This is a genomic window from Aerococcaceae bacterium DSM 111021 (genome assembly GCA_020112395.1).
Classification (GTDB): domain Bacteria; phylum Bacillota; class Bacilli; order Lactobacillales; family Aerococcaceae; genus Ruoffia.
The window spans coordinates 445864-464074 of the sequence record JACCEK010000001.1; the positions used below are offsets into that span (position 1 = coordinate 445864).

Sequence of the window (18211 nt, forward strand, 5' to 3'; positions counted from 1 at the left end):
CGGGGTTTTTTATAATTACAAAAATAAACAACATAAATTTTGCTTGTCTAAATGTAATTCCCAACATTATGAACTATTAAAGGTGATGTCATTATAAATATCTTTGATGGTATTTGCACTACTTGTTTCATCTGACATTCTCCTCTCATAGTTTTTACAAATTTAAGATTACACGATGTCTTTCTAAAAGTAAAGAAGATTTTAATCATTATTTAATTTAATTAATAAAAAAATAGACTTCGCTTAAAAGCGAAGCCTACTTACATAAATTAAAATATATCATTCATTGAATAGATACCAGGTATTGATTGAGTCTTTAAAAATCTTGCTCCTGCAATTGCTCCTCTGGCAAACAATTCTTTGGATCCTGCTCGATGAGTTAATTCAATCGTCTCTTGATTATTTGCGAAGAGCACTGTGTGTTCTCCCACAATATCGCCGCCACGAATAGCATGTATTCCAATCTCTTGATGATTTCTAGCTTCACCAACACCTTCACGTCCATAAATATGTGTTGCGCCTTCTGCCATACCTTCTGCAACTGATTGTAGTAACATTTTTGCTGTTCCACTCGGTGCGTCTTTCTTATATCGGTGATGTTTTTCAATTATTTCAATATCATAACCTAATGGATATAATATTTCGCTAAGCTGTTGTGATACACGTTGCATTACATTAACACCGATACTTGTATTATGAGTGTCAAGTATAGCAATCTGGTCTCCAGCTTTCGTTATTAACGCTTCTTGCTCTTGTGTCTGACCTGTTGTAGCAAGCATAATTGGTAGATTATGTTCTAGTGCAAAAGTCAGTAAGTTATCTGTTAGCTTTGGAGTAGAAAAATCAATGATAACATCTGGTTTAATATCTAATTGATTCATTAACTCTGTAAGTTCATTGAAATCTGTCGCAACCGGCAAGGATGTCACAGTTTGTTTGTTAGCTTGTAAGCCTGCAACAACAGTGTAGTCTAATTCTGATGCTAAGTTAATGACTACTTTCCCCATAGCACCATCAGAGCCAATAAGAATAATTTTCATAATTAACGCACCTATCTCTCTACAGTATATGGCTGAATTAACTCAGAGTATGTATCCAATATCTCTATTACTTCTTTTGACGGAGGCACCATCGGTAAGCGGTACGCTAATGCGCAACGATTCATTAAATGAACTAAATATTTAACTGGAATTGGATTTACTTCAGCAAAAAGATCACGATTGATATCTTCTAATTTATAATTCAATTGCTGCGCCTCTTCTGTATGCTTATCTAAAGTGAGACGACATAGATCATGTACTTCTTTTGGTAAAATATTTGCAGTTACTGAAATAGCGCCTTTACCACCCATAGCAATAATATCGTAATTTAAATCATCATTACCTGAATAAACAGCAAAGTCTTCAGGCACAATATCAAGCACTGCTCGTGTATAGTCTAAGTTTCCCACAGCATCTTTCAAGGCAACTATATTAGGATGTTCCGATAATATACCAACTTGTTCTGGTGTCAGAGATGTACCTGTTCTAGAAGGAACATCATATAGAATAATTGGAACTGTAACCGCATCTGCAATGGCGTGAAAGTGAGCTAACATACCGTCATACGACGCTTTATTGTAATATGGGGTGACGATTAGCAGTGCATCTGCCCCCACACTTTCAGCTTGTTGGCTTAACTTTATCGCATGGCGTGTATCATTAATCCCTGTACCTGCAATAAGTGGCAACTTACCATCAACATGTTTTACTGCAAACTTAATAAGTTCAATCTGCTCTTCATCTGATAACGTTGAACTTTCACCTGTAGTTCCAGTTATAACTAAAGCATCTGTATTATTTTCAAGATGAAAATCTAATAAACTTTCAAAAGCTCGCCAATCGATATCGGTCGTATTCTCTACAAATGGTGTAACCAATGCAACAGCTGATCCTTCGTAAATACTCATTATGAATATCCTCCTATAAAATATTATTCGCTATAATGTCTTCAAATGATTGACGTTTGACTGTTAAGTAACTTTTTTGTCCATCAATATGTATCATTGCTGGGATAGGCATATGATTATAATTGCTCGCCATAGAATAATTGTAAGCTCCAGTACCGTTAACTAATAATAAATCTCCTGTTTTGGCACGAGGTAACTTAATATCATTAATGACGACGTCTCCACTCTCACACGCTTTACCCGCAACTGTGTAATTTTCTTCCAGTGCTTTGTTTACTTTATTTGGTAATACAGCTTCATATTCAGCCTGGTATAAAGCAGGTCTGATATTATCAGTCATACCACCATCAATAAAGACATATTGTTTCCCACCCACAGTTTGTTTGATGTCTCCTATAGTATATAATGTGCTTCCAGAATTATTTACTAAAGATCTACCAGGTTCAATCGTTACCTTTTCTAACTTAATATTTAATTCCTTAGTTTTAGCGTAGACATGTTGAATAAATTTGGGTAGAAAACCTGCAATATCAAATGGTGTATCTTCCTCAGTATAATAAACCCCAAATCCTCCACCAAAGTTAATCTCTCTAATAGGTATATCTAAATTTTTCTGAATACGATGAGCAAATAAAATCATCTCATCAGCTGCTTTTAAGAAAGAATCCGAATCAAAAATCTGACTCCCTATGTGGCAATGCAATCCAGCTAATTCAATATTTTCCATATCATAAATTTTCTTAATGATATCTTCAATGTGTTCGTCAAAGACACTTTCACCAAATTTTGAATCTAAACTAGCTGTCTTAATATATTCGTGTGTATGTGCTTCAACTCCTGGATTAAGTCGGAGTAATGCTCGTTGTTTCTTACCTTTTTGCTTCAATATAGCATGTAAGCGTTCCGCTTCCATTTGATTATCAATAACGATAGTACCTACTTGTTGATCAACTGCGTATGCAAGCTCATCATCCAGTTTATTATTACCATGAAAGTACATCTTAGATGGATCAACTCCACCTTTTTTTCCTGTGAAAATCTCCCCTGCACTTACAACATCTTGTCCAATTCCATATTCACCTATTAACTTTGCGATGGCTAGTGTTAATACTGACTTCGATGCGAATAACAACTCAGTCTCAAAGTACGGATTCTCTAATGCTGCCTTAAAATTAAACACTCGATCTCTAAAACTTTCCTCATCAAAAATATAAAGTGGCGTTCCATACTGTTGAGCTAAATCTGAATACTTATGATTCGAATGAACAAGCTCATTATTCTCAATATATTGATACGATTCTAATTGCATTAAAACACTCCCTAAATAAAAGTAAACAAAAAGCGACTACGAACAAAAGGTTCGTGGTCGCTTTCACTAATCAATCAACATTGATTTGAGATGACGTATCCTTTTGCCCGGTAATTGATTGCACCTTATTATCACTTTGGCTATTTGATAATAACAGTGACCAACCTCTTAAAGTCAGTCCCCAACGAATGTCGTTTCGGCGATTTCCCCTTTCCACATACGTGTACTCTTGTCAACCGCGCCTCGCACAATACCTCTATAACTTAAATATACTATAACAATGGTATATAACAATGTCAACAGTATTAAGATATGATTAAAATAACTTTGTGAATTATTAGCTTTTTCTACTTTTAACTTGACTTTTAAAGCAAGAATGCTTAAGTTTAATGAGTATATTCTGAAATTAAAGAGTGCTTCACTATTTAATCATTCAGTTATCGTTCATAAACACAAATAATGAAAGGAGCCAATTATGAATAAAAAATATCATGTTGCCGTTGTTGGCGCATCAGGCGTAGTTGGTCGTAAAATCGTACAAGTATTAGAGGAACGTCAATTCCCAGTCAGTCAACTAAGCTTATTTGCTTCGAGTCGCTCTGCTGGTAAAGCAATTCAATTCAATGGTGAAGACGTTACTATACAAGAGTTAACAGAGGACGCTTTGAAAGCTCCAATTCAAATCGCGATTTTCTCTGCTGGTGGTGAGACCTCTAAACATTATGCCCCTATTGCTTCGAAAAATGGAGTCATTGTTATAGATAATAGTTCTGCATGGCGAATGGATAAAGACATTCCGCTTGTAGTGCCTGAAGTTAATGCAGATGTTCTAACAAAAGATAATAAGCTCATTGCGAATCCAAACTGTTCTACAATCCAATCCGTTGTTCCTTTGAAACCATTACAAGATAATTATGGTATCAAACGCGTGGTTTATAGTACTTACCAAGCAGTTTCAGGGGCTGGGCGTGATGGAATCAGTGATTTAGAGAACGGAACAAGGAATACGTTCCCTTATGAAATTAACAAAACTGTTATCCCACAAATTGATGTCTTTCTTGAAAACGGAAATACAAAAGAAGAACAAAAAATGATTGACGAAACACGTAAAATATTAGGTAAAGCTTCATTACCTGTAACTGCAACTGCAGTACGTGTTCCTATCAAAACATCCCATGGTGTCTCAATAAATATTGAATTAGAAAAAGAATTTGATATTAAACAAATTCGTACTGAGATCGGAAACATTGACGGTGTAATTCTTGCAGACAACCCCGAAAAATTAGATTACCCTCTACAATCTGTTGCAGAAGAAACAGACAATGTATATGTTGGACGAATTCGCCGTGATGAATCAGTAAAAAATGGATTAAATCTGTTTGTTGTTGCTGATAATTTACGTAAAGGAGCGGCAACAAACTCTGTTCAAATTGCTGAGTCTCTTATCAAACGCGAAATAATATAATAAAATTAAAAACGACACATTCACCTCTTAAAAAAGGCAATTGTGTCGTTTTTTTTGTTGCTTACTTGAATATATCTGTTAACTTATTTTTATAAGTGATGTAAAGATTTTTCATAGCTCTAGAACTAGCAGTATATAAAATTCGTTTATCACGTTGTGTCATATAATTATCGTCTGATGCATTATGAATTAAAACATTATCAAACTCTAATCCTTTCGACAAACTAATAGGTATAACATTCATATTTAACTTTTCGAGTTGTTTTTTGTCGATTAAAGCCTCGAGATATTCAGCCTCTTCCATTGTTTTTGTAATAATGGTTAATTTCATTTCGTCTAATTCATGATTGATATCTTTAAGTAGATTTAAATAATCTTCAGATGTATTAATTTCAAACATCTTTGGTTCACTTCCAGCTGGGCGGATTGGTACTATTTCCCATGATTCATTATTCGTTGCTAGGCGGTTGAATAGTCTAGTTATTGATCCACTTGAACGGTAGCTGTTAACTAATTGGTATAGTTTAACTTGTTCTGATCGACTTGAGAAGTTAGCTATAATATCATTAAACTGAATGTTAGCATTAAAAATCGCTTGGTTCTCATCCCCAACCATAGTAAACGCACTTCTCGGGAATAGACTAGCTAATAATCTAATTTGTGCTGCTGTGTAATCTTGAACTTCATCAACTAAAACAAATTTCATTTTTGGTATAGCTATCTTTTCGATATATCGATTATAGATGTATAGCATGACTACTCCCTCATCCATATTCACTGTTCCATCTTGATTGAATTGATACTCTTCATTCGTATATTGAGTATATAAATTTGAAAATATAGCTCGTAAATTAATCCATGATAAATCATTCAGTTCTCGCGTTACTTTACTGTATTGAATACGCACGTACCTATTCGCATATTTATTAATTGTATGTTCTGAATCATCAGTGATTAATTCATTAAAGAACTTTTGCTGTAAAGATTCTGGTAAGGACATAACTCTATCAATAATCGTTGTTTTCTTAGCTTGTTTTGTCATTCTTCTTTGCCAATTACTTGCTAACAACTGTCTAGTTGCTTGCATACGGACAATTAGCGGTGAGCTGTCCGGCGTTTCTTTAAAAGTACTTAATATCCTATTAGGTGAGACAATTACTTTGTCTTTACGTAATATTGGCTCAAAAAAATCCATCTGATTCAAAATTAACTCCTCAGCATTATCAATAAAATCAACAAAAGATTCATTGCGAATAATTTCAGTTTGTTGAGGTACATCATGTTGACTAATACGATGGAAATATGCTTGTTCACTTTCAAGCTTCAACGTTAAGTTTTTATCAACGAATTGAAGGAGTGTCATATTTAAAGGTGTTCTCTCTCCCAAGGAAGGTAAAACATTCGAAATATACGATACAAAATGCTCATTTGGTGAAAGGATTAAGATATTATCCGATGTTATTTCTTTACGATACGAATAAAGTAAATAAGCTATACGTTGCATAATTGTAGATGTTTTTCCACTTCCTGCAACACCATTGACTAAAATAATGGGATGCTGGGTGTCACGAATAATAACATTTTGTTCACTTTGAATCGTTGATGTAATATCTTGCATCAAGTTAGAACTATCCTGTTCTAATGCTTCTAATAGCACATCATCTTGTATAGCAACTGATGTATCAAAAAACTTCAATAAAGTATCTTTTTCAATAACGAATTGTCTACGTTTATCGATTTCAACGTCTATTGTATGGTCATTTACCACATACGAGGATTCGCCCGTTGTATTATTATAAAATAATTCCGCTATAGGTGAACGCCAATCATATACAAACTTTTCATTATTATCATCGCCAAAACTATTAATTCCAATATAGAATGATTCTGCCGCTTCTCCATCTAAAAAATCAACGTTTATTTTTCCAAAATATGGGGCTTCAAGCGATCTATGTACATTCTCTAATATCCTTTCAGAAGATATAATTCTAGAATTCATTTGGTCTATTTCTCTGTTCTTCATCTCAATTGTCGAGAAAGTATCCATATTGTCAGCAAAACTACTGAAATCAATTCTAACATCTTCGGACATCTTTTGAACAAAAGCAAGACCATCTTCACGTGCTTCTTTTATAAATGCTGTTAACTCTTCTCGGCTTTGTAACATTTTGTTGTATACAAAGTCTAAATAATCAGCTTCAAAAGCAAATTCTTTCTCGTAATCATGCGTACTGTTCTGAGTCATATACTACATTCCCCTTTTCTTTACTGTATCTTGTTGCGAAATTGCCGGATAGCTATCTTATACTGATTAGCGATATAAAGCAACAACAAAATAGCTACCGTTAGCTAAAAAGCAGTTAACGATAGCTATAACGTTAATTAAATTCTGGTAAATATTAGTTTAAATCCACGCCATCTTTGCGATAGATGTATTTTGGTTCATTTAATTCATCATTAAAAGATACAACTAAATCATGCTCTCGGAAAAACCATTCATCATCTTTCTCAACAAAGAATAATAAACCATTCTCTGAAGTAAACTCTACAAGTGTAGAACGTGGTTCAGATGGTTCAATTTGTAGAGCAAATGATTCATGTACGGGACTACTTCCATAAATCATTGCTTTAAATCGAATCCCTGCACCCTCAGCACGACCCACTTCTTCTTCGAACCACTTGATTGCTTTATCTTCAATAATTAATTCCATATGTATGTGCGCGACTAAAAAAGTCACTTCCTCCTTTATAAATATCTTTAGTTAAAGTATAAATGACTTTTATGACAATAACCACTTTTTTGATTATTAAACAAGTTCATGCTGATAAGCATATATTGTTGCTTGTGTTCGATCATTCACTTCAAGCTTTGATAATATATTTGAAACATGCGTTTTTACTGTTTTTAATGTAATAAATAGCTCATCGGCAATTTCTTGATTCGTATATCCCTTAGATACTAAAAGTAATACTTCTAATTCTCGATTTGTTAAATCATCATGTGCTTGTTTTTGTCGTGACTTATCTTCATATTCTAATAACTTGCTCGTCACTTCGGGTCCCATCACTGTATCTCCACCGTAAGTTGCACGAATTGCATCGGCAATTTCACTTGCCGATGACGTTTTTAATAAATAACTTTTCGCTCCCGCTTTAATTGCAGGATACACTTTTTCATCATCGATAAAAGATGTGACAATAATTATCTTTGCTTCGGGCCACTCTTCCATTATCTTCTGTGTTGATTCAACGCCATCCATCACGTCCATAACGAGATCCATCAAGATGATATCTGGTTTTAAATCAAGTGCATGGTGATAACCCATTAATCCGTTCTCAGCTTCACCTATAACCTGGATATCTGGTTGTACGTTTAGATAAGATGATACACCTAAACGCACCATCTCGTGATCATCCACTAGTAATACTTTAATCATAAATTAACCTCTCTTTTCGAAATTGGTATTTGTATATCTATAGATGTCCCTTTGCCATTCGAACTAATTAGATTCAACGTTCCTCCTAGACTTTTAACACGTTCTTCCATATTACGAAGTCCATAGTTTCCTTTTTGTTTAGCTGTTTTCACATCAAAACCTTGACCATTATCAATGATTTTCAATTGAATGGAATGGATATCTTGAGTTAAATAGATTTCGAATTTTGTCGCTTTTGAATGTCTCATTGTGTTAGACATCGCTTCTTGGACAATACGGAATAGATGATCTTCGATTCCACTATCAACTTTAACTGGTGCTAGACTCCAGTGGATTTCCATAGGTATCTTAGTATCCAATTCTTGTAATAGGTGTTTAATACCTTGATCCAATCTTTGATCCAACAAATCTACAGGTCTCAGATGTAATAATAGAGCTCGCATTTCAGTCTGAGCATTACCTATAATTTCTTCGACTCGAATAACTGAATCATATATAGGCAATTCTTCTCTCTTAGTAACATCACTAATAGCTGATATCATCATTGTTGCAGCAAAAAGTTGCTGGCTAACCGAGTCATGTAGCTCTCGAGCAATTCTGTTTCGTTCATTTTCTATAATTTCTTCTTTTGTATCTTCACCAACAAAAACAGGAGCAGCAGTGTACTCTTGTAAGTCCGAGGATAATTCAACAATCTTATCTCGTAAACGATTTATATCTTTCGAAGTTTGTCGTGAAGCGTCAAACCAATTGCCTCCTTGCAATTCTTTGCGAAAAATTTCATTTTGATACTTACCTAATAACAACCAGTTTATTCGAGCTCTAATTTGTTCAAATGGCGAACTTAAAGCCACAGTTAGTATAATAGCAAGCACAATACTCAATGTTAAGATAGATGCGAGTATAATTAGATAAACTGGTATTTGGAAGAATTCAACGGTGAATACTTCAGATAGTGTTATTAATTTTAACTCATAAATTAATAAACTAAAGATAATAACGATAACTGTCGTAAAGCTAAGAAATTGAAATAAGAATAAATGTGTCCATAAACGGAAATTCATAATATAATCACCTCAACATCTCCGAACGTAACCGATATTATCACATTAACTTTTCGATTTGAATTACTATAATCTGGACTCATCCAACGGAAATTGTCAGCAGTTAAAGAGTATCTCTGCGATTCAAAAACAACCCCTCCAGAAATCGTACTGATATTTAACTTCACTCCAATTTCATTTGGGATTATCAACCGTGTTCGACCGAACATCTTTCTGATCACGATGGTTGTTTCACCTTGAGGTAAAATAGTATTTCCAAAATCTAAAATATGACTGCCTCCGAACATAACGATATTTACATCATCCCATTCGTAATTCAACATCTTCTCTTTGTAAGATTCGAATATTGATTCTTGTTTTAATATCGTTCTTTGCTCACTCTGAGGTTCAATAAGTTGAATACCATAATAATTACTTTCAGTTTTCTTAGGCAGGATTAAAGCATCTCTAAAGTGTATTAATTCATTGCCGTCCTTACTTTTAAATAATATTAAGAATAACACTATTGCTAGTAACAATACCCAGATTGATCGAATCAAAAGCAAACTAAGTATTAATAAAAATAATCCAGCAACAAATATAAGTAGTCTAATAATCCGATTTCCAATAAATAATCCGAAAATAAAAAAAATAAAGGAAAGTCCAACGAGTCCAAAAGTTTTCCAATCTAACAATATATCAAATAAAATAATGACAAGACTAATTGAAAATACAATAAAAATGTTTTGTTTCAAAAATTTTTGCATAAAAACACCTCTGTTCTCTAGAAATATTATAACAGATTCCTGAGTAAAAAAAGAATCTTCCTTAATTTTAATATAGCCCAAAATACATCAGTATGTAAAAATAAAATAAATCGTTATATTTCTGCGGCAAGAACAGTTTAATAATGATGCGTTATAGTCACCTGCTTTCACTTAAAGTGAGGTACGGTAGAGTTGAGGTCGACTTTGCGTATATAAGTTCTAAGGAGCGAACAGCGATGTACAGATTCTGTAACACAGTGAGACGTAAGCACAATAAGTAGGCGGTAACCTAGGCGATTAACTGTAGTCGTCGTTCTCACTACGGTAACCGATTCATTCTCAGTGCAGTGAGCGAGTTGTTTTGTTTTCATATAAAAAACAGGTCTGCCCTTTAAAAAGGACAAACCTGCTTTTATTCATTCAATACAGACTACTAATCAGCAGCTTCAATTTTGATGATTTTCACATCAAATGATCCACCTGGAGTTTGAATTGAAACAACATCATTCAATTTACGTCCTAAAATAGCTTGTGCAATAGGCGAATCATTTGAAATCTTATAATCTAGTGGGTCTGCTTCAGCGCTACCTACAATTGTATACGTTTCTTCGTCCCCATCTGGCACTTCAACGAAAGTTACTTTACGACCTAAAGATACTTCATCTTTCGCAACATCTTTATCGTCAATAATTTCTGCAAAACGAATCATATTCTCGATACTCGAGATACGACCTTCTACAAATGCTTGCTCATCTTTAGCAGATTCGTATTCAGAGTTCTCTGATAAATCCCCAAAACTTCTTGCAATTTTGATACGCTCGATAATTTCTTTACGTTTATTAACTTTTAAATCTTCTAATTCTAGTTCTAATTTCTCTTTACCTTCTAAAGTCATTGGATAGACCTTTTGATCCATGTGATTCTCTCCTTCTTGAAACGATAGGAATAAGATAGCACGTTACATTCCATATTTCAATATATATTTAGTTTTTTTATAAAAAAGAATTATAAATGACCGTAATATTACTTATAGGCTTCAATCATTTATCTCATTATTTTTGATTCAAGATTGTTCCAATCTTCGTTGTTAATAAGTCAATTGCAACTTGATTGTAACCACCTTCTGGCACAATAATATCAGCATAACGTTTAGTAGGTTCAATGAATTGATGAAACATCGGTTTTACTACTTCAACATATTGCGTAATGACTGATTCAACCGTTCTACCTCGTTCATTAATATCACGAAGTATTCTTCTCGCTAGACGGATATCATCGTCTGTATCGACATATACCTTAATGTCCATTAGATCACGGATGCGTTTATCATCCAAAATTAATATACCTTCAACAATGATTACATCTCGTGAAACTTCTTTGACAGTTTTAGAACTGCGCGTGTGATTAGTAAAATCATACACAGGTTTCTCGATAGCTCCCCCATCAATCAAAGTTACTAAATGTTCATAAAACAAATCGTTATCAAACGCTAAAGGGTGATCGTAATTTGTTTTTAGTCGTTCTTCAAACGGTAATTCACTTTGGTTTTTATAATAATGATCTTGCTGTAACAACATTACTGATAGTCCTTCGAAAGTCTCAAGTATACGACTACTTACACTCGACTTCCCACTCCCAGAACCACCGGAAACGCCAATTACTACTGGTTTCGTCCCCATAAACAATCTCGCTTTCTATATTTAATTATTACTTTAGATGAGTTTTGTATTTTTTACTCAGCTTGGTCCTCTGTAATTTCTTCGACCTCAACATCTTCTTCGTTATTTACACTCTCATCATCAGCTACTTCAGCTTCGATAGATGCTTGTCGGCTATTAACATACTCTTCGACTAAGGCATCATGCTCTTCGATCGTACTTGAATAATAAATTTCTTGCGTATCAATATCAGCAACAAAATAGTAATAATCATTCCAAGTAGGATAAATAGCTGCAACAATTGCTTGATAACTCGGTGTTCCAATTGGACCCGGTGTGATTCCATCATACATATATAAGTTATATGGAGAATCAACTTCTAAATCTGTATATGTAACAAACTCTCTATGTTCACCTAGAGCGTACAATACTGTGACGTCAGATTGTAATGGCATTCCCACTTCTAAGCGGTTATAGAACACGCCTGAGACAATGCCACGATCCTCTTCTGTAATTGCTTCCCGCTCAATAATCGATGCAAGAGATAATACCTCGTGATAAGAAAGATAAGTATTATCTAAATCATCCACTAATCGTTGATAATTTAAGTTAGATGCTCCAACCATTTCAGTTATTAATTCTTTTGCCGTCATTCCTACAAAATAATCATAAGTAGCGGGGAATAAATAGCCCTCTAATGTATAGATTAGGTTCTCTAACTGGGTAACTTCTTCAAGCAATGATGGGAATTGACTTTGGAGTGAAGCAATGAACTCTTCATCTTGCACAGTTTCCATAAATTCTTCTTCAGTAATAGCTGTATTTTCATTAACTACTGAAGCAATTTCCTCAATGGTTGCTCCCTCAATGACTGTAACTGTTGTATCTGCATCTACAAAGATAGGTTCTCCACCTGCTTGGATAGTTTCTAGAACTTGCTCTGCATCCATTGACGGTGAAAACTCATAATGTCCAGCTTGTAGTGCTTCTTCGTTATTCGCCTTCATATAAATCCCGAAAATATCGGCTTGGCGTATAATACCATTCTCTTTTAAAATATCAGCTACATCATCGGATGTACTATCAAATGGAATTGTTACTTCTGTTATTTGATTATTATCCGAATTAACAGGACTTAAAGCTTTTGTTATATAAAAATATCCAAAAACAACTGTACTTATTGTAATAACTATAATAAGTAAAATTATGATTCGGACGATCCGATTCGTCCATAATCTTTCTTTGACTCTTTCGGTCTCAGTCTCCTTGGCTCGTTGTTTTATATCTTCCCAAGATTCTTTTGACATAGTCTCTCCTTTATTGTGAACATTTTATACTGAAAGATTATAACAAATATGCATTAGTATTACCATAAAACTTCTATTACAAAAACATCACACTTTTACCGACTGGTAAATGTGTGACGTATTATAAATCATTCTATTGTTTTTAATTACTCGTCTTCATCCAATAAGAACGTATTCAGAACTTCTTCAACCATATCCCATTCTTCTTCATTTTGGATAGGTTGTAGAGCACCAGTCGTTCCATCAGCAGCTTCCGTGTATGAAAATGCTTGTAATTCAACATCTTCTTCATCAATTGTACCTGCTGGATATACTAAGACATAACTCTTTTTGAAGTCTTCCGAATCAAAAGTGAATAAAATCTCATAAAGAGACTCATTCCCTTCTTCATCAAAGATAGTAATATATTCATGTTCATTATGATGTTCGTGGTTGTGTTCGTTGTCCATATTTAAGTAATCTCCTTATATTATAGTTGTGGTTGTGAATCTAAATAATTTTGTAAAATAATAACAGCTGCTACTTTATCAATGACTTGTTTACGTTTCTTCCGAGAAACATTCCCCTCATTAATCAACATTTTTTCAGCTTGAGAAGTTGTTAATCGCTCATCTTGATAAACAATTTTAATATCTGGATGATGTTCTTTAACAAGTTCTCCAAATCGCATTGATGCTTCTGCTCTTGGCCCAATCGAGTTATTCATATTTTTTGGCAAGCCTATGACAACTGTACTGACATTTTCTGATTTAATAATTTCATTAAGACGGTCAATCCCAAATTCATTCGCATCTTCATCAATTCGTATCGTTTCCAAGCCTTGAGCTGTCCAACCGAGTAAGTCGCTTAAAGCAACGCCAACAGTCTTAGAACCAACATCTAGTCCCATAGATCTTTGATATTTGCTCATTAACGTTCTTCTTGTGTTAGATAAAATTCAACTAACTTCTCCATAATCTCATCACGTTCATGGCGACGTATTAAGTTACGTGCATCACGGTGACGAGGTATATATGCAGGGTCTCCAGAAAGTAAATAACCAACTATTTGATTAATTGGGTCATACCCTTTTTCTTCAAGTGCGCTATAGACTATCTCCAATGTTTCTCTAACTGTGTGTTTATTTATATCGTCCAGTTTGAATAATATTGTTTCATCTAATGATTGCATCGCTTTCACCAAACCTTTCATATCTGTAAAGCCATCGATTTTTGACCATTGCGATGTACTTCAAGTTAACAACATTCTAACATACTTTGAGTATAAATACTCACCAAATACAATTGTAAAATAGATTTTGTAAAGAGAATGTCATAATTCCCTTATAATAAACTAATAGATTCAAAATCGTTGTGTGAAGCGCAATGAGAAAAAACTATTTTCTTTAATTAGAACGGCTCATTTGCAATCTATCTAAAGATAGCATAGAAATTCATAGTGAACCCTTCCCTAGTTAATATCGTTGCTTTCACACATTAATGAGTTTTTATATTAGATAAAACTATGCTTCAGATAGAGTAGATATGATTGCTTCTGGTATTGCAGCAATCATATCAGGAATACCTGCAGGGTTTTTCCCTCCAGCTTGAGCCATCTGTGGACGGCCGCCACCACCACCGCCAATTAGATTCGCTAATGGTTTAATGATGTCTCCTGCTTTCGTTCCTTTTGCTATGGTCTCATCATCGACGAATACTAATAACGTCGCTTTATCTTCTTGGTTCGAAACTGCAACTAAAACATTAGAAACTTGTTTTTCACGCCATACGTCACCTAATTGACGTAAACCGTCTACGGATTGATTGTCTTGACTAACACTTACAAATGTTACGCCTTCAACTTCTTGTACGTCATTGAATAAGTTTCCAGATTCTTCTTGCAATAATTTTGCAGAAAGTGATTCAACCTTAGAATGAGCTTCTTTTAGCTCATCTTGTAATTGATTGATTCGAGGTAATAGTTGTTGAGCTTGCTTAACTTTTAATTCAGCTTGAACCGCTTGAAGCATTGATTCTTTTTCTTGGTAATATACAATTGCAGCTTGTCCTGTTAAAGCTTCAATACGTCGGATACCAGCGCCAATTCCTGATTCACTTACTAATTTGAATGTAGCAATATCATTTGTATTCGATACATGCGTTCCACCACATAGCTCAATTGATTCATTACCAATATTTACAACTCGAACGACATCACCGTATTTTTCACCAAATAGTGCCATTGCTCCTAAAGCTTTTGCTTCGTCGATAGACATTTCTGTAATATCCACATTTACTGCATTTTGAATAAAGTCATTTACATACATTTCGATTTGTTTTAATTCTTCATCAGTCACTTTACCAAAGTGCGAGAAGTCAAAACGTAAACGATCTGGACCAACATACGAACCAGCTTGGTTAGCATGTTCTCCTAAAATAGTCTTAAGAGCTTGGTGTAATAGGTGAGTAGCCGTATGGTTTTGATTTGTTTTTAGACGTGTTTTGCTATTCACTACTAAGGTATATGATTGTCCTTGATTCAGACGCATACTAATAGGTTTTACTTTATGCATATACTGACCATTAGGTGCTTTTTGGACATCATTCACTTGAGCAATTAATTCATCACCATCATAGATGCCACCTGAATCAGCTACTTGTCCACCCATTTCTGCATAGAAAGGACTGCGATTAAAGAATACCCATGCTTCTTCATTGACTGGCAGATGGTCTAAGTTGTCTTCATCTTTAACGATTGCTTTAATTGTCGCGTCACTTGATAACTGACCATGCCCAACAAACTCAAAGTCAGTTGTCACAGCTTTTAAAGCCTCTGATTGCACTGACATACTATCTTCATTAGATCTTGCCGCTCTCGCACGCTCACGTTGTTTGTTCATCTCAACTTCAAAGCCTTCATTATCAACAGTAAAATTGTTATCTAAAGCCATTTCTTCTGTCAATTCTAACGGGAAACCAAATGTATCGTATAATTGGAAAGCTTGTTTTCCAGATACGATTGTTTTTCCTTCTTCTGTCAATTGTGACAAGATGTTTTCTAATTGTAGTTCACCGTCTCCGATTGTTTCATGGAAACGTTCTTCTTCGTTCTTAATAACTGTTTGAACAAAATCAGCTTTCTCTACTAATTCTGAATAATAATCACCCATAATTTCTGTGATTGTTGGTACTAAATCACTTAAGAATAATGTCGTAATTCCCAAACGACGACCATGCATAACACTACGACGGATTAAACGACGAATGATATAACCGCGCCCTTCGTTTGATGGCAATGCTCCGTCACTAATCGCAAATGCTACAGCACGAATATGGTCAGCTATTACTTTAAAGCTAACTTTTTTATCACTGGTTTCATTATATTTGATACCATCTGTTAACGTTTCAATGCGCTCGATAATTGGCATAAATAAATCAGTTTCAAAGTTTGTTGGAGTATCTTGAATAACTGAGACTAAACGCTCTAACCCCATACCAGTATCAACGTTTTTATGTGGTAATGGAACATACGTATCGTCAGGCATATGGTTAAATTCAGAGAATACTAGGTTCCAAATTTCTAACCAACGCTCGTTTTCTCCTCCTGGATAGTTCTCTGGATCGTCTTGTGATAAATTATTGTATTCTTCACCACGATCATAAAAAATCTCCGTATCAGGTCCACATGGTCCAGCTCCGATATCCCAAAAGTTATCCTCTACTGGAACCAAGTGTGAGCTGTCAAAATTAGGAATAGCTTCCCATAGTTCTTTAGATTCTAAATCTTCTGGATAGTAAGTCACATATAACTTCTCTGGTTCGAACCCTAGCCATTTGTCACTTGTTAAAAACTCCCATGCCCATTCGATAGCTTCTTCTTTGAAGTAATCTCCAATAGAAAAGTTACCTAACATTTCGAATAAAGTATGGTGTCTTGCTGTGACTCCTACATTTTCAATGTCATTGGTACGGATACTTTTTTGAGAATTGGTAATTCTTGGATTTTCTGGTGTTTCAGTTCCATCAAAATATTTTTTTAGAGTTGCTACACCAGAGTTAATCCATAATAAAGTGGGATCGTTTACTGGAATTAATGATGCACTAGGACGTACACCGTGGCCTTTGTCTTTAAAATATGTTAAAAATAAATCTCTAATCTCTGTACTTGTCAATTGTTTCATCTAATCACTCCCTAAAATAATAAAAGAGCCGTTATATGCAAGGGCGACAATCGCGGTACCACCTCGCTTATAACAACTCAAGTTCTTATATCTCAATTGCCGTTAACGCCGACTTACGCTAATTTTTCAATTAGATTTACATGAGGAGCATCAAACTTGTCGTTTCTTCCACCAACCGAAACGTCTCTGTATTTAAGTGTGATATAGTCTCAAATCGCTTATATTATACATAATTAGTCTATTTAATGTCAACTATAAGTAGACTGTATTCGACGTTTACTTAATAAAAATATTTATCTATGACTTGAACGATACCATCTTCGTCATTCGTTCCGGTTATATCGTCAGCAATACTCTTAAGATAATCAGATGCATTCCCCATTGCAACACCGACTCCTGCTATTTCAATCATTGGTGCGTCGTTATTACCATCGCCTACAGCAACTACTTCGCTGATATCAACACCCATATGATCACAAAGTCGTTGTAAACTCAGACCTTTAGACACATCTTTATGCATAAATTCTAAGAAATAATTTTTAGATGTTGCAGCATTTGTAGCTTGTCCGAATTTCCCTTTTAATTCATCGTTATGTTTTGCGACAATCTCAGGATCGCCAACTGCAATGAACTTCAAATCTTCTTTTTCAAGATTATTTGCATACTCGCTGTCGTAAATTGTTTCTAATCCAGTTAATTCTCCTTCAATGTGACTATAATCATTTTCTTTACTTAGATAAACTTCATTATCGCCGTAGGCAATCAATGCTAAACCAGTATCATGGATATACTGAACAAGTGATTTCTGCTCTTTTAACTCCATGCGTTGACTGAATAGTTCTTCACCACTTTCCATATTCGTTACTACTGCTCCGTTAAAAGATACAGCATAAGATTTATATTGGTTTAATAACAGTTCTTCAGCTTTTTCAACAGCAGATTTTGTTGGTCTACCCGTCGCTAATACTAATATAAAGCCATCCTCTTGGAATTTCATTAATTTTTCTTTAGTTACAGAACTCATTTCGTGATTACTATTTAATAAAGTATCATCAATATCTAAGACAAGCATTTTGTATGACATAAATACACTCCTTAATTAATCTCTTTATTTAACT

The 18211-nt window shown here is 34.5% G+C and carries 18 protein-coding genes; 1 reads left to right on the forward strand and 17 read right to left on the reverse strand.

Translation table 11 applies throughout. The annotated features are described in order from the left end of the window. Window positions 1-269 precede the first annotated feature (269 nt). The 4 genes from HYQ40_02105 to HYQ40_02120 all read right to left on the reverse strand — a co-directional run bounded on the left by HYQ40_02105 (window position 270) and on the right by HYQ40_02120 (window position 3474). On the reverse strand, window positions 270-1040 hold the full coding sequence (locus tag HYQ40_02105) for a 4-hydroxy-tetrahydrodipicolinate reductase (GenBank protein MBZ6526554.1): 771 nt from the start codon (window positions 1038-1040) through the stop codon (window positions 270-272). Between the two features lie 11 nt (window positions 1041-1051). Further along, window positions 1052-1948: a 4-hydroxy-tetrahydrodipicolinate synthase gene (locus HYQ40_02110; protein MBZ6526555.1), complete on the reverse strand. Its 897-nt coding sequence runs from the start codon at window positions 1946-1948 to the stop codon at window positions 1052-1054. Window positions 1949-1961: 13 nt separating this feature from the next. Beyond that, window positions 1962-3257, reverse strand: a complete 1296-nt coding sequence (lysA, locus tag HYQ40_02115; protein ID MBZ6526556.1) for a diaminopimelate decarboxylase — start codon at window positions 3255-3257, stop codon at window positions 1962-1964. A 70-nt stretch (window positions 3258-3327) separates the two neighbouring features. Continuing rightward, window positions 3328-3474, reverse strand: a complete 147-nt coding sequence (locus HYQ40_02120; protein MBZ6526557.1) for a hypothetical protein — start codon at window positions 3472-3474, stop codon at window positions 3328-3330. A gap of 258 nt (window positions 3475-3732) precedes the next feature. Between HYQ40_02120 and HYQ40_02125 the strand changes: the two genes are divergently transcribed. After that, on the forward strand, window positions 3733-4722 hold the full coding sequence (locus tag HYQ40_02125) for an aspartate-semialdehyde dehydrogenase (GenBank protein ID MBZ6526558.1): 990 nt from the start codon (window positions 3733-3735) through the stop codon (window positions 4720-4722). Window positions 4723-4783: 61 nt separating this feature from the next. Here the strand turns inward: HYQ40_02125 and HYQ40_02130 are convergent, their stop codons facing one another. From HYQ40_02130 to HYQ40_02190, 13 genes are all read right to left on the reverse strand, one after another. After that, a complete protein-coding gene (locus HYQ40_02130; protein MBZ6526559.1) occupies window positions 4784-6967 on the reverse strand; it encodes a UvrD-helicase domain-containing protein in 2184 nt (727 codons plus the stop codon). Between the two features lie 154 nt (window positions 6968-7121). Then, window positions 7122-7433 (reverse strand): Fe-S cluster assembly protein HesB, encoded by a 312-nt coding sequence (locus tag HYQ40_02135; GenBank protein MBZ6526560.1) that lies wholly within the window; start codon window positions 7431-7433, stop codon window positions 7122-7124. A 96-nt stretch (window positions 7434-7529) separates the two neighbouring features. Further along, window positions 7530-8159 (reverse strand): response regulator transcription factor, encoded by a 630-nt coding sequence (locus HYQ40_02140; GenBank protein ID MBZ6526561.1) that lies wholly within the window; start codon window positions 8157-8159, stop codon window positions 7530-7532. After that, window positions 8156-9223, reverse strand: a complete 1068-nt coding sequence (locus HYQ40_02145; protein ID MBZ6526562.1) for a sensor histidine kinase — start codon at window positions 9221-9223, stop codon at window positions 8156-8158. Before HYQ40_02145 ends, HYQ40_02140 begins: the two co-directional genes overlap by 4 nt. Continuing rightward, complete coding sequence (locus HYQ40_02150; GenBank protein MBZ6526563.1) at window positions 9220-9969, reverse strand: cell wall-active antibiotics response protein; 750 nt, start codon at window positions 9967-9969, stop codon at window positions 9220-9222. Before HYQ40_02150 ends, HYQ40_02145 begins: the two co-directional genes overlap by 4 nt. Window positions 9970-10402: 433 nt before the next feature. Continuing rightward, window positions 10403-10885 carry a transcription elongation factor GreA gene (gene greA, locus HYQ40_02155; GenBank protein ID MBZ6526564.1) on the reverse strand — a complete coding sequence of 161 codons (483 nt, stop codon included), beginning with the start codon at window positions 10883-10885 and terminating at the stop codon, window positions 10403-10405. Between the two features lie 136 nt (window positions 10886-11021). Then, on the reverse strand, window positions 11022-11648 hold the full coding sequence (udk, locus tag HYQ40_02160; GenBank protein MBZ6526565.1) for a uridine kinase: 627 nt from the start codon (window positions 11646-11648) through the stop codon (window positions 11022-11024). A 53-nt stretch (window positions 11649-11701) separates the two neighbouring features. Continuing rightward, on the reverse strand, window positions 11702-12934 hold the full coding sequence (gene mltG, locus HYQ40_02165; GenBank protein MBZ6526566.1) for an endolytic transglycosylase MltG: 1233 nt from the start codon (window positions 12932-12934) through the stop codon (window positions 11702-11704). 146 nt (window positions 12935-13080) lie between these two features. After that, window positions 13081-13383, reverse strand: a complete 303-nt coding sequence (locus HYQ40_02170; GenBank protein ID MBZ6526567.1) for a DUF1292 domain-containing protein — start codon at window positions 13381-13383, stop codon at window positions 13081-13083. Window positions 13384-13403: 20 nt separating this feature from the next. Beyond that, on the reverse strand, window positions 13404-13844 hold the full coding sequence (gene ruvX / locus HYQ40_02175; GenBank protein ID MBZ6526568.1) for a Holliday junction resolvase RuvX: 441 nt from the start codon (window positions 13842-13844) through the stop codon (window positions 13404-13406). Further along, on the reverse strand, window positions 13844-14104 hold the full coding sequence (locus HYQ40_02180) for an IreB family regulatory phosphoprotein (protein ID MBZ6526569.1): 261 nt from the start codon (window positions 14102-14104) through the stop codon (window positions 13844-13846). Before HYQ40_02180 ends, ruvX begins: the two co-directional genes overlap by 1 nt. Before the next feature lie 331 nt (window positions 14105-14435). Continuing rightward, window positions 14436-17093, reverse strand: a complete 2658-nt coding sequence (gene alaS / locus HYQ40_02185; protein MBZ6526570.1) for an alanine--tRNA ligase — start codon at window positions 17091-17093, stop codon at window positions 14436-14438. A 280-nt stretch (window positions 17094-17373) separates the two neighbouring features. Beyond that, the gene (locus HYQ40_02190) at window positions 17374-18177 is read right to left on the reverse strand and encodes an HAD family phosphatase (protein ID MBZ6526571.1); all 804 of its coding nucleotides are present in this window, start codon (window positions 18175-18177) and stop codon (window positions 17374-17376) included. Window positions 18178-18211: the final 34 nt, after the last annotated feature.

Coding starts and splice junctions, on each gene's coding strand:
- HYQ40_02190 (MBZ6526571.1), bottom strand. CDS start 18,177: ATGTCATACAAAATGCTTGTCTTAGATATTGATGATACTTTATTAAAT.
- HYQ40_02105 (MBZ6526554.1), bottom strand. CDS start 1,040: ATGAAAATTATTCTTATTGGCTCTGATGGTGCTATGGGGAAAGTAGTC.
- HYQ40_02135 (MBZ6526560.1), bottom strand. CDS start 7,433: ATGGAATTAATTATTGAAGATAAAGCAATCAAGTGGTTCGAAGAAGAA.
- alaS (MBZ6526570.1), bottom strand. CDS start 17,093: ATGAAACAATTGACAAGTACAGAGATTAGAGATTTATTTTTAACATAT.
- HYQ40_02145 (MBZ6526562.1), bottom strand. CDS start 9,223: ATGAATTTCCGTTTATGGACACATTTATTCTTATTTCAATTTCTTAGC.
- HYQ40_02180 (MBZ6526569.1), bottom strand. CDS start 14,104: ATGCAATCATTAGATGAAACAATATTATTCAAACTGGACGATATAAAT.
- HYQ40_02130 (MBZ6526559.1), bottom strand. CDS start 6,967: ATGACTCAGAACAGTACGCATGATTACGAGAAAGAATTTGCTTTTGAA.
- mltG (MBZ6526566.1), bottom strand. CDS start 12,934: ATGTCAAAAGAATCTTGGGAAGATATAAAACAACGAGCCAAGGAGACT.
- greA (MBZ6526564.1), bottom strand. CDS start 10,885: ATGGATCAAAAGGTCTATCCAATGACTTTAGAAGGTAAAGAGAAATTA.
- HYQ40_02170 (MBZ6526567.1), bottom strand. CDS start 13,383: ATGGACAACGAACACAACCACGAACATCATAATGAACATGAATATATT.
- HYQ40_02125 (MBZ6526558.1), top strand. CDS start 3,733: ATGAATAAAAAATATCATGTTGCCGTTGTTGGCGCATCAGGCGTAGTT.
- HYQ40_02150 (MBZ6526563.1), bottom strand. CDS start 9,969: ATGCAAAAATTTTTGAAACAAAACATTTTTATTGTATTTTCAATTAGT.
- lysA (MBZ6526556.1), bottom strand. CDS start 3,257: ATGCAATTAGAATCGTATCAATATATTGAGAATAATGAGCTTGTTCAT.
- HYQ40_02140 (MBZ6526561.1), bottom strand. CDS start 8,159: ATGATTAAAGTATTACTAGTGGATGATCACGAGATGGTGCGTTTAGGT.
- HYQ40_02110 (MBZ6526555.1), bottom strand. CDS start 1,948: ATGAGTATTTACGAAGGATCAGCTGTTGCATTGGTTACACCATTTGTA.
- udk (MBZ6526565.1), bottom strand. CDS start 11,648: ATGGGGACGAAACCAGTAGTAATTGGCGTTTCCGGTGGTTCTGGGAGT.
- ruvX (MBZ6526568.1), bottom strand. CDS start 13,844: ATGAGCAAATATCAAAGATCTATGGGACTAGATGTTGGTTCTAAGACT.